This window comes from Chitinophaga filiformis (genome assembly GCF_900102545.1).
GTDB lineage: Bacteria > Bacteroidota > Bacteroidia > Chitinophagales > Chitinophagaceae > Chitinophaga > Chitinophaga filiformis.
This window is the reverse complement of the sequence record NZ_FNBN01000003.1, coordinates 1,143,634-1,163,238: the sequence shown is the minus strand read 5'-3', so window position 1 is coordinate 1,163,238 and position 19,605 is coordinate 1,143,634. Positions and strand designations below refer to the sequence as shown.

Sequence of the window (19,605 nt, the reverse complement as noted above, 5' to 3'; positions counted from 1 at the left end):
CTAACTCCCTGGAAAGATGAGATAGACTATCCTATTATGTTAAGGATGGAATGCTTAACCCCGATAATAATCCGGTGGAGAGAAATATACGTCTTATCGCATTGGGACGAAAAAACTTCTTATTTGCAGGTAGTGAAAAGGAGATCATCGCCTGGTAATGTTATATAGCCTCATTGGTACCTGTGCTATGAACAATGTAAACCCTTATGAATGGCTGAAAGATATCTTTGAGCGAATTAATAACCATTCCGTGAACAGACTTAGCGAGTAACTCCCACACAACTGGAAATCCTCAAATTGATTACTACGATTTTATTCTGATAAAATCCATACGCCTCTATCTCGGGTGTTTACGATAAATTATATCTTTTTATCTTTGAATTAGAGAAACGAATAACCCAAATTGCCTACTCCGACCAAAGTTTATCAACGTTCCGCTCTAAACCTTATCACTTATTCCGGAGCAAAGTTTACCAGTCATTAAGCTGCATCATTCACTAAAAGAGCGTTGTTATAAACGCCTGCCCATTGTGAACGCCGTAATGCTACATTGACAAGCGAAATTCTTCTATTTTTTGTCTAATAATTTCTTCCGGCGCATTACTCGAAGCTTTTGCAATTATCATCTTGATTATATCATTGTCATCTGATACTATGACCAACTTTCTATCTATAGCCCAGATTTCTCTACAGGTATAGTAACTGCCTTTGTCGCCTCCATTCCTCGAGATTATTATTCCGAATAAACCAGCACCATGAATTTTCAAATAGTTAGATATCTGCAACACCTCTTTTTTGGTAACGCTCTTGGAATAATTCTTTGCGTCTAAAACTATAAAGTCAGCAGAATATCTGTTCCTCAGATGAGCCCAAAAACCACTCTCAGCGTAGTTCCTTAAAATGAAGTCCCGCCTATTGATTTTAAAATGGTCGGACAACTCCGAAATTGGTGATGAAAGTACATTCCCAAATAGATAGTCTAAAACTTTTTCTATGTGCTTTTGATACTTTGACCAGTCGTCATCCTTGTTCACTGGCTTAATAGATTTTAACTCATTGATTAGTTTATCGTGCGCAGCAACATATTTAGCTGAAGCAAATAAAGGTTGAAGTATTGGATGTGGTGTGGAAGCGATTTCATTTGCAAATTCGGAAGCTATAAAATTTATATCCCAAACTTCAATTCCAGCTTCCTGCAGCGCTTTATTATCTTTCTCTGATAAGTTGCCGGGAAAAGCAAGAGCAAGCTTATAATTTTTTACGAATCCTTGATACATTTTTAGTTGGCCAATTGCCTCTCTTATCCTCCCTTCTGTGAAGGTTGGCATTGACCTTACTTCTATAATAATTTTTTCATACGCATCGCCCGTCTTTCTTGCGGTGATTATGTCAGCGAGGTATCTGCTTACGAAACGAATACGTATGTGATAGACCTAATAACCATCTGCAAGGTATTCTTCATTCACATGCCGTACCTACGGAATCCGTTAGAGCTAGTAAGTAATTACCATAACTTCTTGAAAGTAAGTTGATATTATTCACATGACAATCATTCATTTGCCATCTACAGTTGTGTACAAATTGATTTGTTAAAAAGTTACTGCTACTGATATATAAAAAGGGGGCGTCTTCAAAACTTTGATACACCCCTCGATGCAATGAAAAAAAAGACCAGCTATTTATTATAAGGCATAACAATCAACTTATACCCACCACTCTCCAGCAATCTCCTCTCAAAAGAAACCTCCACCTGCTTACTCTCCCCCTTCAGTAAAGTGAAATAGTTATCACTCATCACCACCGGCAATACCCGCTCATTGTCACTCGCTCTTACCACCTGCACACAGACCGCAAATGCAGGTCCTGCGGCATTGGAAGGATTGCTCACCGTCGCTGTAATGCGCGTACTATCACTCACCTGCACCGCCTTCGAACTTACCTTCAGCTGTACAGCCGGTAATTGATTCAACGCTGTATAATCACCATTCCGGTTGCCTCTCCAGTAGAAATTATCAGATTGCAGATTGCCTTTCGCATCACTCAGGCGCAAGCGTATAAATTGTACATCTGAAAGGCTTGTACTACGTTTACCATATATCTCCAACTCATATAAAGAATACCCCCATTGTGAAGCCCGTTTACGTCCCAGCATTCTTACATAACGCGCTTTCACCGCCTGTAAGGTAATAGTTTCCGTACCGCCTTTACCTGTCTCTGTCTTATAGACATCTGTCCAGGACTGCGCATCATCAGAGACCTGTAAACTATAAGCAGCCGCATGTGCATCTTCCCAGATCAATACGACATTACTGATCTCCTGCGCAACACCCAGATCCACATAGATCCACTCATTGTCGTTATAGTTACTGCTCCAACGGGAACCAACACTACCATCTGCTACAGCAGCAGCACCTGCGCTCTCCGGGGAAGAAGAGGAAGCAACCACTGTTTTCCTGAAGGCCAGGTTATCGGCATTAAAATTCAAATCAAAACAAGGTGTGGTATTGTTGGCAACAGCACGGATAGTCGCCGTCTGACCAATTTGCCTGGCCACCGTTCCATCCATGTTATATACAATCGCTTCCGCCTTCAGGTTACTATAATCCTGTAAAGTAGTATTCACCACCTTTACGGAATTATCTGCCGCACTCCATTGTATGTGCAAAGGCTCACAGGCTTTTTTCACGCCCCAGTAAGCGCCTGTCAGGTCATAGTAGTAGTCGTAAGTCTGCCATACCATACTTGGGTAAGCCGACTGACTCATCCAGGTCATGATACCCGAAGCATCATTCCACATATTATGTAACCAACCCTCATACATCGCCTTATTGACTTCAATATTCACCAGCTGAGCCTTCCGGCAATAGTCTTCAATACCACTGGCTGTACCGTAACCTTTGCTGATCGCTTCGTCATATCTGTCCGGACCAGCATTAGCCGCCGAAGGACCAAAGAAATGCAGGTCCCACATTTTATTACGTGGCCACCAGCTGCTATCTGGCATAAACTGTTTAAAGCTTTCAAAAGAAGGAAACACCGCTGTGCCGATCTCTGTACGCAGTCCCCATCCGGGCGTACCGCCAAATCCACCGGGAAATCTGGTAAAATACCAGGCGGGTGCAAAGTTCGTCCACGGACCACTACCCGTCAGACCATCAGCATGAGAGTTCGCCTGATACAAACGGTCATTCCCATCAAACGTGCCGACGTCCTCTTTCAGCCAGTTGTTCAAGGGGGGTAAAGGATACCCCTCATTATCGCCACACCATACCGCGATACTGGCATGATTACGAAGCCGCTTGATCTTCTCAACCGCATTCCTGTTGAAAGCAAAGACATCTTTGGGCAGGTTCGGATGTGAATTTAACCAGAAATCATCCCATACCAGCAAGCCATATTTATCACAGGCATCATAGAATTCTTCATCTGTCGTACTCCCGATCCAGTTGCGCACCATATTAAAATTCATCTCCCGATGCAGCTTTAGCTTCGTATCATATTCACTGCCCCGGCAACGTAACAGGTACTCAGACATCCCCCAGTTACCGCCCTTGATGAAGATCTTTTGTCCGTTGATGTAGATATGCAACACACCACCGGTGGTATCATAACTGAAACGTCTCACACCAAAAGTCACTTTTCGGCTGTCAGATGCGCTGTCTTTTACGGTGAATTGCAGATCGCAGGTATATAACGGCTGACTACCATACCCGTTCGGCCACCAAAGCTGTGGATGGGCTATTTCCGGCTGAAAAGAGACTTGTTCCGTCTGTCCGGCTGATAGCTTTATATTTTTGGAGAAACGGATATTACCGGGCTGAATCGTGCCGGAAATGGTACCCTCCTGCGCCTGTGCAGAATGATTCTCCAACTCCATCGAAACACTCAGTTTCGCCAGCGCCGTATCGGCACTGCTGGTGCGTACCCACGGATCCTGGATAGTAATAGCACCGGAACCGGTAATGTATACATCATCTGTAATACCCATGTTCAGTCCGGGTACATAAGGCATCCAGTCCCAACTGGCACTGGAGATATACGTAGGACTTGAATAGTTCACAATAGGCGTCCCCGGCCAACTCACCAGCAAAGCCAGTACATTCGGCTGATCATACCGTAACAGGTTCGTCACATCAAACTTTCCCCGGTCCATAAAACCATCCAGTAAACCAAGCCGATGGCCATTCAGGAATACTTCCGCTTTCCTGTTCACGCCTTCAAAATTGAGCCATTGCTGCTCTCCTGCCTTCCGGCGGGAAAATGTAAACGTGCTGCGATACCAGAAGTCCCGGTCATACTTCGCTTTATCTACCTGGTAAATGTTATCCGCATAATCAGGATCTTTCTCCAATCCCGCCGCCACAAATGAGCCGAACACCGTCCCGGGTACGATCCCTTTCACCCAGTCCTGATCATTATAAGCTGTTGTATGAATATCCGTTGTCTGTCCCAGCTCCGCTGCCGCTTTTACTTTCCAGTTCACGGCCGCATTGCTGCTGTTTAAGGTCATGATCTTTTCCTGTCCGTTTGCTGCCAGGTATAATATCCCTAAGACCGCCGACAGCGCCCATCGTTTGTTTCTGAACATTTTAGCAAATTTTCCTCGTTAGTTGGTGTTTATTTAAAACCGATCTGCACCCCTAGATTGACAACGCGCTGATTGATATAAGCGTCGCCCGCTGAGTTGCTGGACACCTCAGGGTCCTGCTGGTACTTATCGTAGTTAGTCCATGTTAATAGGTTATAAGCACTCAGGTACAGTCGCGCGTTGTTAAGGCGTTGTGGTAACCAGCGGCTTGGCAACTGATACCCCAGATCGATCGTTTTCAGACGTACATAACGTGCATCGATCAACCAGAAATCTGACATATAGGTACGTGCGCTATTTACAGTAGTCGGATTGCTGGTCAGACGAGGGAATTGTGCGTTATCCGCATGCTCCGGCGTCCATCTTTCCTGGTGAATAGGCTGAAACTGGCTCTGGAATGTCTCGATACCGGTACCTACCACACTGAAACTATACCCAAACGCTCCCTGGAACAGCAGACTCACACTAAACCCTTTATAATTAGCCGCCAGTGTCAAACCAAGCACCGTATTGGCCAGATTCGGACGACCAATAGGGCCGCGGTCATTATTGTCTATAATACCGTCGTTGTTGAGATCCCTGTATTTCAGATCACCTGCCTGGATCGGATATTCACTCAGCGGCGTAGCTGGTTTATCATGCGTATTCGCCTGGATCTTCTGAATATCCTCCGGTGTATAATACCCGATAAAAGTATAGCCGAATGGCTGATCGATAGGACGACCCGTTTCCCTCAACCAGGGGAAAGCCGGCTGTGCTTCATCCTTGAACAGTACCTTGTTTTTGAAATGCTGGAATACCAGGCTGGTGGTGAAGTTCACACGACGGATGCTGCCACGGTAGTTGATCTGTCCGTCAAAACCCCTGTTACTTGTCCTGGCCACATTCGTCGGACTGAAACCAATACCGATAATACCGGGAACAGAACCCTTCCGTACCAGCTGATCATAGCGGATATCATGGAAATAATCGACCGTCACAGAAAGCTTGTCTTTAAACAGATTCATATCGATACCCACATCTGCTTTCTTCGCCTTTTCCCAGCTTACATCCATATTACCCAATTCTCCCTCATAAATAGAACCTTGTTGCGAATCATTTTCTCCAAAGGAGTAACCGCCACTATAGTAATACTCCTGACGATAGAGATAGCGGTTGCCCGACGTCACATCAGATCCCACTACACCATAGGAACCACGCAGTTTCAACAGACTGAAAGGCAGATCACGTTCCTTAAAGAACGACTCCTGCGAAATATTCCAGCCCACACCCACTGCCGGGAAGAAACCGTTTCTTTTCTTCGCCTGAAAACGGTCAGAACCATTATAAGCCCCGTTAAAATCGATCAGATATTTCTGCTGATAGTTGTAACCAACCTTGAAGGAAAGTCCGCGGAAATTGGCCGGAACATCCGATTTAAAGGCATAACTCTGCTTATTGTATAGTATGAGTGAGTTAAAGGTATGCGCGCCAAAGCTGCGGTCGTAATTCAGGAACGCCTGCGTGTTCACATTCCTGCTGTACAGGTCCGTATTCCCTGTAACCCTGTAAGCCTGTAAACGGTAATTCCCACGGGGATCCAATGTATAAGACCCGTCCACCGGATTATAGTGATAAGAAGGCGGATCCACTGGCCGGAACAGGTTCCTGGAATATTGCTCTACACCGGCATAAGCCACACGGGCTGTCAGGGACAAACCCTTCGTCATAAAATCCAGTTGCTGCGTAGCACCAAATAAGGCATTAAAGTCCGTACGCTTACTACGGGTATATCCCCCATTCGCCAGACGGGCGTTGATAGTCGGCAGCTTATCTTTTGTATCCGCTGCAAACGCATAACTACCATCCGGGTTCATAACAGGCGCGGAATAAGGATGTATCTTTTCAAAATTATAGACTTCCGATACCACATTCGCCGCATGTGGTTCGTTGATATCACCGAAACGCGCTGTCAGATCAAGACGCAGTGTCAGCGTCTTATTTGCCCGCATATCGAGGTTGGAGCGGAAGTTATATCTGCGGAAGAAATAGTTTGTATTCACTTCATTACGGGGATCAGAAAAGTCCTTTACAAGCCCGTTCTGTGTTAAAAATCCACCGGAAATAAAATACTTCACGGCCTCCGTTCCACCGGAGATATCGACGTTGGTATTTGCCTGCTGCGCAAATTTCTTAAACACCATTTCATACCAGTTGATATTCGGATGACCATATGGGTCTTTCCCATTTCTGAACAACTCCAGGTCTGCATCCGTAAACAGTGGCGTCAGACCGTCATTCTTGTAGGCTTCATTTACCAGCAATCCCGTATTGTAAGCATCCAGTAACCTGGGCGTCTTTACCGGCGCCTGCAGACCGGATTCTGCACGTACGTTTACCTGCGGACGGCCGCTTTTACCTCTGCGGGTCGTCACCACCAGTACGCCATTAGCCCCCTTAATACCATATATCGCGGTAGTGGACGCATCTTTCAGGATAGAGATACTTTCAATCTCATTGACGTTGATCTGTTGCAACTGGTCATAAGAGTATTCAATATCATCCACGATGATCAATGGCTTGTTTCCCTCGCTGTTCAGCGAACTCACACCACGGATAAAGAAGTCAGACGCATCCCTTCCCGGCTGACCAGAACGTTGCTGCGACACAAATCCTGGCAGTTTACCCATCAGTGTATTTTGTACATTGGCAGTGGGTACATTCCTGATCTCAGCCCCCGTGATACCACTTACCGCACCGGTATTTGTAATACGTCTTGTCTGCGTAAAACCCACCACAACTACTTCATCAATTCCCTGTGTAGCAGGTTGTAATATGACGTCAAGCGTCACTAAACCTGTTACACTGATTTCCTGGGTTGTAAACCCGATCAGCTTCACGATCACCGCATTCGACTTTCCCTTCAGGGTCAGTTTAAACCGGCCATCTGCATCTGTAATAGCCCCGTTGGTAGGCACACCCTTCTCGACAACTGCCGCACCAGGCAATACGCCATTCAGGTCTTTCACAGTACCGCTTATGCTTTTTTGCTGTGCCATCGAAGACAGGGAAATGGCCAATAGCAGCAACAGTAAAATATGTTTCATCTTCAATCAGTTGATTTCATGTCAGGAATAAAGCTTACCATCCAGGATTCTGGCGCATATTGTCGTTTTTCACTACCTCATCGTACGGTATAGGATACAGGTACATTTTCGGCGCACTGAATGCCGGTTTGAAGACTTCCACAACGCTATAAGACAGATCTCCTCCGTTCCGGATAATACTCATGCCATGCAGCGGGTTGCCATACACCTGCTGTGCGATCTTCCAGCGACGGATATCCCAGAAACGATGCTCTTCAAAAGCCAGCTCTATACGACGTTCATTGCGGATCTGCTGACGCATTTCATCCTGAGATAAACCCGGACGTAATCCATACAGCCCATTATCTCCGGGTGTGATACCTGCACGGGCACGCAGGTCTTTCAATACCTGGTACACCTCTCCCGTAGGACCATTGTACTCGTTTTCCGCTTCCGCAAAATTGAGCAGCACTTCGGTATAACGCAGCAGTATCCAGTCATGACTGGTATTACTGTATTGAGTCGCATTCTCAAAATTGCCCATGAACTTGCGCATATAGTATCCTGTCTTTGTACCAGGCTCCGCTCCGCCGGGTCTGTGCTGACCGCCTTCATACGTTTGTATCTCTGTATTCAGCCATCTCGCACCATTGTAAATGATGCTCATGGTCAGACGTGGATCACGATGCGCATAAGGGGCATTCGCATCATATCCCGACGCCGGGTCAGTAATAGGAAGGCCCGCATCCGTAGGAAAAGCATCTATCAGCTCCTGTGTCGGATTGGTACGACCACGGGCTACCTGCGCAAAACCTACCGGACCGTTCGTTGATTCAATATCCGTTGAATTACCTCCCTGACGGAAGAAGATGACCTCACTGTTATTCTGTGTGATGAAGATATCTTTGAAGTTAGGCAGCAAGGAAAAAGTCTTTTCATCTATCAACGCTCTGGCCGCATCCGCCGCCAGTTTCCAGCGCTCTTTATTATAACCGGTATAACCGGTGAGTGGATTGCCTGCATCGATATTCTCCCCGTTAAACAACGGGCTCGCAGCATACAACAGCACCCTTGCTTTTAATGCCAGTGCTGCCCCCCTGGTAGCACGGTGACTGTTCAGCTCCGGCGCTACAACCGGATTCGGACGCAGACTATCCTTGATCGCATCACATTCACTAACGATATACTGTACGCATTCTTCAAAAGAACTACGTGGCACCTGTACATCATCTCCTAATTCCCTTACTTCATCACCCATCAAAGGCACACCACCATAACGTTTCAGTAATTCGAAATAAAACAGCGCCCTGATAAACCGCGCCTCTGCCTTCCAGGCATAACGCACCGACTTACCATTGGGCAACTTATCTTTCACCGGAGAGATATTAATATTAGACACAAAGATGCTTGCAGCCCGGATAGCCGAATAAGCACTGTTCCAGGGTGTTTCTTCCGCAATCGTCTCAAAAGAAGTATAAGCGCCTGTTGCCAGTTTAGATACGCTGGTAGTGCCCGTAAAACCAGAAATAGCATCATCAGAGGCTGCATCCAGCAGATCTCCGCCTACGCGGTTGTAACCGCCGGGTAATTTGGAATACACCGTATTCAGGAACTTATTCGCATAAGTACCCAGCGAATCATCTTTGTCAAAGACATATTCTATCGTCACTTTCTCAAGCGGTACCGCTTCGTAATCCTTTTTACAGGCTACCAGCGCAATCAGGAAGCCGGCCAGGAGAAATATAGTTGGGAATTGCTTCATGTTACTTTATTTAAAATGGCTGACTAGAACTTAATATTCAGACCTGTATTCAATACCCGTTGAATCGGATAGGCGCCTACTCCTACTTCAGGATCTACAAAATCGTAAGGTGCATGTGTGAACAGGTTCAACCCGTTGGCAAAGATTTTCACCCCGCCCAGTTTCAGTCGCTGTACCCATACATAAGGCAGGTTATAGGCAATACTCACATTCTTCAGACGGAAGTAGTTGCCGTTACGCACCCAGAAAGTAGAACTGGCTTTATTGTAGTTGTAGTTTGCATCTGCCGACAAACGGGGATATGTAGCCGTACCAGCTGTTTCAGGCGTCCAGCGGCCAGTGATCTGTTCGTAAGCCTGTCCATAAGTGAAGTTGACGAACTGGAATCCTAACTCTGTAGCAAAGTTGGCTACGTAGTTGGTGCGGTTACTGACACCCTGCAACAAGGCGCTTAATTCCAGTCCCTTCCAGGAAATACCGGCGCTGATGCCATAGTAAATACGTGGACTGGACCTGGCAATAGGCGCTTCATCAAACTGATTGATCACACCATCTCCATTCAGGTCTTTATATTTGATATCGCCGGGTAATGGCTGGTAACCGGTAATGACAGGTGCAGCGGCAGCTTCTTCGGCTGTCTGCAAAAAGCCATCTGCAATATATCCGAAACGCATACCTACCGGTTGTCCTGTTCGTTTGTTCCATTCATAATCGCGCCGTTGTTCATCCATGAAAATTACCCTGCTCTGCTCCACGCTGCCATTTGCAGTGATGAAATAATGGAAGTCGTTGATATGCGACTGCCAGGTCACCGTCAGCTCTCCTCCTTTGTAAAGATTGATGCCGATGTTTTCCGGTGGATAGGCCGCTCCGGATAAACCAATACTCTTTCCTCTTATCTGTAAAAGATTCGCGTAACGGTCATGATAATAATCACCCGTTACCTGCAAACGGTTATTGAACAGGGAGATGTCAACACCTACATCTATCTTACGGGCTGTCTCCCATGAAATGTTTTTGTTCGCCAATCCGTTTTCCTGGAAACCGGACGCCGGTGAACGGGCAGTACCCTGTTCATAAATACCACCACCTATGCCATTGTTCTCACTGAAGTCCTGACGCCAGATATAGTAGCCGGAATTATCGATCCCATTGCCTGTCTGCGCATAGGTGGCCCGCAGCTTTAACTGGTTCAGCCAACCTGCCTGGTCCTGCATAAAGGCTTCCCTGGCGATGTCCCAGCCAATGCCGCCCGCATAGAAGGTACCGTATTGTCTGCCCGGCATATAACGGTTATAACCGCTTCTGTTGATGGCAGCTTCCGCAAAGTATCGGTTACCATAGTTGTATGTAGCCTTCGCTGACAGGTTCGTGGCTTTACCCGGAAGGTCATAGTTGAAGATCGTCTGTCTTCTGTCCGCCAGCACAATGGCACTCAGTCCGTGCGCACCAAACTGACGATCATAATTCAGAGAGATCTGTCCGAAGAAATACTGTGCATTGAAAACAGAGATAAAGTCATTGTGCTGGCTCACCGACTGCCCAAACCTGGCATACGTGGTGTCGCCCTGTGTGATGTTCATTTTATAAACAAGATCCTGCTTACTGCGGTTAATCGCGTTGGCGGACTGGATGGACAGGTTGCCCTTGCCTTTCAGCGACAAACCAGGAATCCAGTCACCCAGGTCATAACGGAGGTCCACATTCGCCATCACGTCTTTACTATTGTCCTGAATATAACCACTGTTGACCGTAGATGACAGCAGGTTGGTGGTCAGGTTACCTGTACCACCCCAGCTGCCGTTGGTATTGGTGATAGGATAGGCTGCATTGGGAGTAGAAAGCAGATCACTCAGTATTTTACCGGTACCTGCTCCTGGTTGTGTACCTTCCTGTAAACGGCCGAATAACTGCATACCGACATTCAGGTTACTGGTTACGTCGATATTGACGTCTGTGTTGATCAGGTATCTTTTCAGACCGGCATTCGTCGTATAACTATTCTCCGGTGATGATTTGAAGATGCCCTGTTGACCGGTATAATTCAGTGATACGGAATAACGGGCTACATCCCCACCGCCGTTGATGTTCAGATTATATCGCGACAAAGGCGCATTATCTCTCAATACCTGGTCATACCAGTTCACATCAGGATGACCATAAGGATCGGAATGATCACGGAACGCACGTATATCTGCTTCCTTGTATAAAGGCGCCTTGCCGTCATTCTGCAAAGCTTCATTTAACAGGTATGCATACTGCCAGGCCGGTAAAGCTTTTGGCATACTTAAAGACTGCTGTATCGCTGTCTGTGCGGTAAATGACAAACGTGGTTTACCGGCACGGGCACGTTTGGTGGTCACCAGTAACACACCCCGTGAACTACGCTGTCCCAATAAGATAGTAGACAATCCATCTTTCAGGACAGAAATAGATTCAATATTCTCCGGATCTATAGAAAACACATCGCGTTGTACACCATCTACGATCGTGACAGGCGTTTGTCCGCGCAACCACAGATTGATCTCAGCGTTGTCATTCGCTTCCAGTGCGCCCGACCTGGGGATATTTCCTACAAACTGATCCACATCAAAGTTATTGCCGGTACCAGGATTGCGGAAACCACTTGTTTGCTGGGTATACAAGCCCGCAAGACGTCCTGGTAATGCATAGGCATACAAAGTAGCCGGCGTAGCCGACAATTGACTGGTATATACAGTGCCTATCGCGCCCACGCTACTGCGACGATCCGCCTCTCCGTATAATACAGGGATGTGCTCCGGATCAGGAATAAAAACTTCTTCCATACGCAACACGACGGTATTTTCTTTTACAACATGTTGCAGCTGTTTATAGCCGGGATATTGCATTACAAGAACGCTGTTGCGCCCGGCTGCCAGTGTAAATTTTCCTGCTGCGTCGGTCAATGTGCTGTCGCCTGTTCCTTTAACGTAAACAAGGGCTTTTGCCAGCGGCTGACCATAAGCATCTACCAGTCTGCCGCTAATACCAGCCGCCCCCTGCCCGTATACGCTGCCGCTAAGCAGGCATAGCAGACAACTAAGCGCAGAGATATATCGTTGAATATAATTGAGTGCCATTGTATAATTTTTATGCGACATGTTTTACTGGCATTTGAACGTGTAGACGAATGGATTGGCTGTATTGCTGTAACCCACCTTTGTAGTACCGCTGGCATCTGTAAAGAAGTACTCTATTTTCTCCAGCGTATCCCCTTCCTGCATACTGAAATACGCACGGGGCCAGAAAGTAATAGCCGATTTCCTGCCGGTGTAAGGCTTCAGCTTCGACTGGTCTGTCTGTATACAGGCGTCCAGCTGCTTACCGGTATTGGTATATGCTTTCGCACATAGATAAATATTCGCTTCTCCGCTGAGCGCTGTAGATACTATATCCGGATCAAATGAGATAGTCAGCAGGTCATTGTCTGTCGCCACGCCAGGTGTTACCGCACCGATCTGCGGATTACAGAAATCAGTCAGATCGCTGATACCATCACTCACGGTGAAGCAATCCATAAAGCGGCTTTTATATACGTTGTTAGAACCGAATACATCGCTGAGTCCATCCGTACTGGTACCCACGAAATAGCCGGTTTTAAACTGTACGCTCTCCGCACCAGGCATTGTCTTAATCGTTACATTAATCGTCTCTTTTACGCCCTGCGGCACATCATAGGACTGCTCCGTCCAGAACACCACCCATTCGAGGTCGTCTGCCATAAAGTTGCCGCCCATGCCAAAACGGTTCTTCAGGGCTGCCGGCCAGTTTTGTCCGCCGCCGGCATCTACGCTCAGTGGTACGGGTACCATTTTGCCACTACCATAGGCCGTAGTGGTATAAGTGATAGAAGAATTAGCACCGGCCTGCCAGTTCTTAGGCGCCAGGAAACCAATGATCAGCCGCACATTAGACCGTCCGCCATCTGCCACATCAATGCGCGTTTCCATCGTAATGGTCATCTCTTCGCCAGGTCTGGCATCAGCAGGTTGCACCACATTATCAAGGAACACACAGCCTGCCAGGAACAGCAGCATCCCGCTTATAATCCATATATATTTTTTCATATCGTCTCGTATTGAATCAGGTTAGGGAGCCACTCTTTCAAGTGTGTACAGATAAGTATTGGATGCACAACCGGGACTGAAGGAAAACACCATGTTACGTTTACCATTCACTACCGGGTAAGTAAAACCGGTACTGACAGCAGCATCGGTGCCCGTTTGCAGGAACGAGATGCGTAAAGGATACGCAGGATCATCCAGTGAATAACTACCGTTTTTGTTCACGACAAAAGGCATCGGATGCTCAATATTGTACTGTCCCTCTTTAAAATGTATTCTGAACTTCGTGAAATCTGCCAGCATGGTAATTTCTACGCCATTCCGGACTGCCTTGACGATACGCCACTCACCCGAAATGTCTTTTATCTGCTCAGGCACAGATATTTCCTGCCGTTTGCAGGCATTGATACTGAGTAACAGTATCAGTAAACAAAAGGAGATGCTTACTTTCATGGTGGTTGTTTTACCAGTTTGGATTTTGCGCCAGTTCGGGAGATTTGGCGGTTTCACTTTGTGGAATTGCCCACAGGTACATAGCCTTGCGGAAATTATGTTTACGTACGGGAAAGACAGTATATGTGGCATTGTTTCCATTGCGGACTACTTTCATACCGGTCATCTCCTTATTCTGTGTGGTTTCAGCGATCTTCCACCTTCTCACATCCCAGAAACGATGTCCTTCAAATGCCAGTTCCACTCTCCTTTCGGCCTGTATCGCCTCCCGCATCTGATCCTTTGAGAGTCCGGCAGGTAATTCATAGGGCATCAGTCCCGCTCTTCTGCGCACCAGTTGTATCGCATCATACACCGCTTGTGTCGGCCCATCAAATTCATTACTCGCTTCTGCGAAATTCAGCAGTACTTCTGCATACCGGATCAATGGAAAACAACGCTGACTGCCATGAATAAAGTTGGCGCTGATATTTTCATCCAGCATCTTCTTCGTATAGTAACCGGTAGGCGTTCCCGCCAGTACGGCGTCCTGGCTCACACCACTGCCACCTGCGGTGAGGTAGATATTGACCGGTTCTTTCAGACCATTGTTCTGTATCAATGGCGTCTGGTCACGGATCACAGAATAAGCAAGCCGTGGGTCCCTGTCCTTATAAGGATCCGTTGCGGCATAACCCGAAGCAGGATCTGTGATCGGTTTACCATTCGCCATACCAAAAGCGTCTACGAATTCCTGGTAAGGAAATCCTCCCTGTCCACCGCCACGGGAAGGTGGTTGCCAGGCAGTCTCCAGTTCACGGTTCAACCCCTGCATTTTTGCCAGGATATACTCTGAATTGACACGCAGGGTAAACACTTTATAAAAGCCATAACCCGGCGCCGTGGCATTGTCCTCATACAAGGAATAAGCATTGGCATTCATCACAAGGGCCGCTGCATCTGCGGCCAGTTTCCATCTTTCGGGCACATTGTCGGTATAACCGGTCAGCGCATTCTGAGGATCTACATTTCCGCCATTGAACAGCGGACTGGCAGCATATAGTAATACCCTTGCTTTCAGGGCCATTGCGGCGCCACCACTGGCGCGGCCATAATCCTCTCTTACCCGTTCCAATGGCAATGCGCCAGCGGCAGCATCACATTCGGAGACGATATAGTCCACACATGCTTTAAAAGAATGACGGGTGGCCGGGATCTGGTCCGTAACATTATACACAGAATCGCCGACAAGCGGTATGCCCCCGTAATGCTTCAGGAGGATGGCATAGTACCACGCCCGCAGGAAACGGGCCTCTGCCTCCATTACATTACGGATATAGGAAGGAATAGGCGTACCAGGAAGATGTTTCAGCAGGAGGTTGACCCGCCGGATGTTCGTATAACACAAACTCCAGGCATCACCGCTGATAATAGAAGGATTGACGGTTCCCGTGGCAAACTGGACAGAAGTGGTGATAGAAGCCGACTTCTGCGGCTCCGCCTCATCACAGGCAGCGTCCAGTCCACCGTTCCCAAAACGGGTGACATTCTCGGTAAAACCGATGTCAATGTAAATGTTAGTAAGGAATTGTACTGTCCTGGCACTGTCGGAAAAGACCGATTTCTCGTCCAGGTTGCTTGTCTCCGTCTGATCGAGGAAGTTCTTGTCACTGCAGGATACCAGTGTAAGAATTCCCATGCACAGGCACAGGGAAGCTGCGAACATGAAGGTCAGTTTCATAACGTAATACGTGGTAGCGTTCAGTTTTTGGTGATAAAATCTATGTCCCCATTTTTATTATGACACCTCAAAAGAAGCCTACCGCCATCCGGATACTGATTTTATCAAAAATGACCTCCCTGCGCCTGTACAGGGTCCTAATATCCCTGATTCTGCCGTAGCAGTCCATTACTTAACCGGATCTCCCGCAAAGGGATAGGCAGGTGATTGTGTACCGCCATTCGTTGAGCTGGATTTATTCTATACCCCAGTTTTTATTGGGACTTGCTCCCATTTCCAGCAGCAGGGTGCCACCGCGGGCAATATCCGCATGATCGATATGCGCATACTTATAAGGTTTGCCATTTAACCAGGCCTTCTGGATATAACGGTTTGTAGCACTGTTGTTACGCGCAACAATGCTGAACTGCCTGCCTTTGGCATATGCAGGATCAAGCTTGAAAGTAATAGTATCAAACACAGGACTGGTGATTTCATAACGGGTGCTTCCCGGACATACCGGATGCAGGCCACTGGCTGCCAGTACATACCAGGCAGACATTTGTCCGACATCCTCATTACCCACCAGGCCCTCCACGGAATTATGATAAGCACGTGCGCAGATATCGCGTGTCCACTTTTGTGTCAGCCATGGGGTACCAAGGTAATTAAACAGGAAAGGTACGTGATGCACCGGCTCATTTGCATGATTATAGTAATCATTCCACATCATGTTCTCCGGTGCTTTATCAAAGAAAGCCGTCAGATCGGCGAGTACCTTTTCCTTTCCTCCCATCAGTGCAATCATTCCTGGCACATCCTGTGGTACAAACCATCCCTGCTGATAAGGGCTGCTTTCAATAGTACCATATCCCTGACGCATACGACCATCTTCCGGCCATGCCTGCCAGCTGCCATCATCATTGCGCGGACGGAACCATGCTTTTGAGCTGTCAAATACATTACGATAATTGGCGCCGCGCGTCGTATATGTCTGCGCATCCTCTTTTTTATTCAGCAGACCTGCCAACCGGCCTAAACACCATTCAGTATATGCATACTCGAGTGTTAAGGATACACTTAGTCCGCCGGTAGAATAACCCTTACGACCATTCCCGAATTTCTCTATGGTATTCTTTGCAAAGCCATACGCTTTCTGTACATCGAAATTCCGGATACCTTTTGCATAGGCATCCGTGATCACAGACACAGCAGGATTACCAATCATACAACCACTGTAAGCATTCAGTATCTCCCAACGTTCAAGATAATGCTTACCGCTTTCATCCGCGAGTGTCACCAATGAATTGATCTCATCATTTACAACAGCAGGGTTGATAATGGTCTGCAGCGGCATCTGGCTGCGGAACACATCCCATCCGCTGAAGATGGTGCGTCTGCGGAAGTTTTTGTCTGTATGCATCTTGCCATCGCCACCCATATATTGACCATCAACATCTGCACACTGACGCGGATCAATCATCGTATGATACAGGGCACTGTAGAATACTTTGCGTTCTTCTTCAGTACCTCCCCTGATAGCTATCTTACCTAATGCCTGGTTCCACAATGCTTTTGCATGCTGCTGTACACCATCAAAATCCCAGCCTTTTATTTCTGCCTGCAGGTTCGCTTTTGCACCATCGACGCTCACGAAAGAGATACCGGCCTTCATCAATACTTTTTCATTTGCAGTAGTAGCAAATTCTGTATAAAAACCAAGGTGTTTGCCGGCCTTTTCTTTTACACCGGGTAATACAGCGGCTTTAGCGATCTGCTGCTGATAACGGTCGCTCTCAATGTCTTCGCGTTTGCGGGACCAATCATCCGGAATATCAGCGCTCCATACTCCGGACTTATGCAGCGGCTTACTGAACTGTGCATAGAAGTATACGGTGTAATTGGCCTTTCCATCACCATTTCCCCAGCCGCCACCATCGGGTGTACAACGCATATAACCCGCGATGGTATGATCATCGATCACTTTCACTTCCTGCCATACAGACGTACCACCTACCCTGCGGGCCAGGTCTATCTGTATACGTGATTGCTGATTAGCAGGAAAAGTAAAGCGCAGGATACCGCTATGCGGAGCGGCTGTCATCTCTGCTTTGATATTGTGCTCCGTCAGTTTTACGCCATAGTAACCCGCACTCGCTTTCTCCTCTTCTTTTGCGTAGGAAGAGCGATAGCCTTGTTCCGGGTGTTCCGGTTTACCGGCAACTGTCTGCAGCGGACCAGTCGTGGGCATCACCAGGAAATTCCCCAGATCGCCATACCAGCCGATACCACTCATCTGCGTAAAGGCAAAGCCTTCTATAGTTGTATGCTCATAACTATACCCGGATCCGTTGTCGCCACCGGTGACGGTATTAGGACTCAGTTGTACCATACCAAAAGGCGTTGCAGCACCCGGAAAGGTTTTACCCAATCCATGATAGATGCCGGCTGCTCCGGTGCTCGTACTGGCGCCTATGAATGGATTGACATAGTCAGCAGGCTGCTGCGCTACACTGATGAAAGGCGCCATGAGTATGGCGCCTGTTAATAACTTACTATTCTTCTTCACTATATTAAATTTTAACGATCTCAATTTTATGGCTGACAGGTTTATTCAAACGATATACCAGATTGATGATCAGGTCAATCTCTTCCTGCCAGTGTGTACGCAGCTCCTTGTACATAGCCGTTTCGTAATTCTCTTCGTGGTAACGCAGCATGCCATCTTTCTGTGCCTGATGGCGGACACTATCCAATGCAGCGGCATCATCCTGCATACGCATGTTCTTTTTATCAAAGTAATTGCCCTGTACCCAGTAATACCGGCGCAGGCGTGATTCCGTTTCCATCCGACGCATATTCAGCTGCATGATAGAAAGCGCCTGTTTGTACTGAGGCGTCTCCTGCTGTGTTGCCAGGTTAATGCCTTTTGCAAATACATCGGCAGACCATTTACCGATCGGATGACCATCTATCAGCAGCTTGTAGTCGCCTGCCGGCAGTTCCGCAACAGACAACATTTCACGGTTAAAATCTTCGGTAAAAGGAATCCAGTTCAGGGCGTCGGACTGCTTCTGGTCATTTCCCCATATACGGGATACGGTATCCATCGGGAAAGGTAAAGCAGCCGCCAGGTAATCAAAGCTGACTTTTCCTGCACTGGCACTGAGGCCGCTTACTTTACAGTTCTGTGCCTGCTTTAATTTTCCCCCATCGATACGTACATCAGCTACCGGCTGACCACTCAGACCCTGACTTTTCAGGAACAGGGAAGCCATCACCAGGTGACCGGCATTACCTGGATGGATCCTGTCCGGGCCGATCATCGTAAATGTAGTGTCTTTTTCCTGGAGACGGGCGTTTAGAGCCGTCATCGGACGAAAGAGATCCACAAATGGCCATTTATTTTTTTTCGCGGCAGCTTCCTGGAAAGCCACCACTTGCTGCATCGCTTTAGACTTACCTTTAAAGTAGTTGCCTTTGATCTTCACCGTTTCATCATAAGGAGGAGAAGACATCAGGATCTTTTGCAGATCAGGCAGTTGCAGCAGGCGTTGCTCTATCTGCTCATAACTGCGGCGGGAAGCCTCAATACGTTCACGTGCCGTCTTATCTGCATCATCGCTGTTAAACTCAAAATATCCCGTATCATTCATCCCGAATGTCAACACCAGCGTATTGGGCTTTTTGGCAAGGATATCATAGTCCAGCCTTCTGTATATATCTGATGCTTTATCACCACCAATACCGCCATTCATAATGACCAGTTTTCTGTCGGGGAAATGCGTCATGTAATAGAGATAAACATAAGACACATAAGCGCCGGCTTCTGTGATACTGTTACCTACAAAGATCACGCGGTCATTCTGCTGGAAGGGTTTCACCTGGGCGGCAGCAGATAATGATGCCAGGCAAAGTGAAACGGAATAGAGTACTTTCTTCATACGGAGCGG

11 protein-coding genes and 1 pseudogene are annotated in these 19,605 nt (G+C 47.3%); 2 read left to right on the top strand and 10 right to left on the bottom strand.

What is annotated here, in order from left to right:
* Positions 1–35 precede the first annotated feature (35 nt).
* Both BLR32_RS34615 and BLR32_RS34610 read left to right on the top strand, forming a co-directional pair.
* Positions 36–158 (top strand): annotated as a pseudogene (locus BLR32_RS34615) (IS66 family transposase); the annotation flags it as partial.
* The gene (locus BLR32_RS34610) at positions 158–271 is read left to right on the top strand and encodes a transposase domain-containing protein (protein ID WP_089833816.1); all 114 of its coding nucleotides are present in this window, start codon (positions 158–160) and stop codon (positions 269–271) included. The pseudogene BLR32_RS34615 and the gene BLR32_RS34610, both read left to right, overlap by 1 nt.
* A 274-nt stretch (positions 272–545) precedes the next feature.
* Here BLR32_RS34610 and BLR32_RS16875 read toward each other — a convergent pair whose 3' ends face one another.
* From BLR32_RS16875 to BLR32_RS16830, 10 genes are all read right to left on the bottom strand, one after another.
* Positions 546–1,328, bottom strand: a complete 783-nt coding sequence (locus BLR32_RS16875; RefSeq protein ID WP_089833814.1) for a hypothetical protein — start codon at positions 1,326–1,328, stop codon at positions 546–548.
* Between the two features lie 347 nt (positions 1,329–1,675).
* Complete coding sequence (locus BLR32_RS16870) at positions 1,676–4,588, bottom strand: discoidin domain-containing protein (RefSeq protein WP_089833813.1); 2,913 nt, start codon at positions 4,586–4,588, stop codon at positions 1,676–1,678.
* A 29-nt stretch (positions 4,589–4,617) separates the two neighbouring features.
* Positions 4,618–7,674, bottom strand: a complete 3,057-nt coding sequence (locus BLR32_RS16865; RefSeq protein ID WP_089833811.1) for a SusC/RagA family TonB-linked outer membrane protein — start codon at positions 7,672–7,674, stop codon at positions 4,618–4,620.
* 34 nt (positions 7,675–7,708) lie between these two features.
* Positions 7,709–9,415 carry a RagB/SusD family nutrient uptake outer membrane protein gene (locus BLR32_RS16860; protein ID WP_089833808.1) on the bottom strand — a complete coding sequence of 569 codons (1,707 nt, stop codon included), beginning with the start codon at positions 9,413–9,415 and terminating at the stop codon, positions 7,709–7,711.
* 23 nt (positions 9,416–9,438) lie between these two features.
* Positions 9,439–12,516, bottom strand: a complete 3,078-nt coding sequence (locus BLR32_RS16855; RefSeq protein ID WP_089833806.1) for a SusC/RagA family TonB-linked outer membrane protein — start codon at positions 12,514–12,516, stop codon at positions 9,439–9,441.
* 24 nt (positions 12,517–12,540) lie between these two features.
* On the bottom strand, positions 12,541–13,503 hold the full coding sequence (locus tag BLR32_RS16850; protein ID WP_089833804.1) for a DUF4961 domain-containing protein: 963 nt from the start codon (positions 13,501–13,503) through the stop codon (positions 12,541–12,543).
* Between the two features lie 21 nt (positions 13,504–13,524).
* Entirely contained in the window at positions 13,525–13,953 is a 429-nt protein-coding gene (locus BLR32_RS16845; protein ID WP_089833802.1) for a DUF5004 domain-containing protein, read from the bottom strand.
* Positions 13,954–13,963: 10 nt separating this feature from the next.
* Entirely contained in the window at positions 13,964–15,673 is a 1,710-nt protein-coding gene (locus tag BLR32_RS16840) for a RagB/SusD family nutrient uptake outer membrane protein (protein ID WP_245705447.1), read from the bottom strand.
* A 235-nt stretch (positions 15,674–15,908) separates the two neighbouring features.
* Entirely contained in the window at positions 15,909–18,221 is a 2,313-nt protein-coding gene (locus BLR32_RS16835) for a GH92 family glycosyl hydrolase (RefSeq protein WP_245705446.1), read from the bottom strand.
* A 4-nt stretch (positions 18,222–18,225) separates the two neighbouring features.
* The gene (locus BLR32_RS16830; protein WP_089833797.1) at positions 18,226–19,596 is read right to left on the bottom strand and encodes an SGNH/GDSL hydrolase family protein; all 1,371 of its coding nucleotides are present in this window, start codon (positions 19,594–19,596) and stop codon (positions 18,226–18,228) included.
* Between the last annotated feature and the right edge of the window lie 9 nt (positions 19,597–19,605).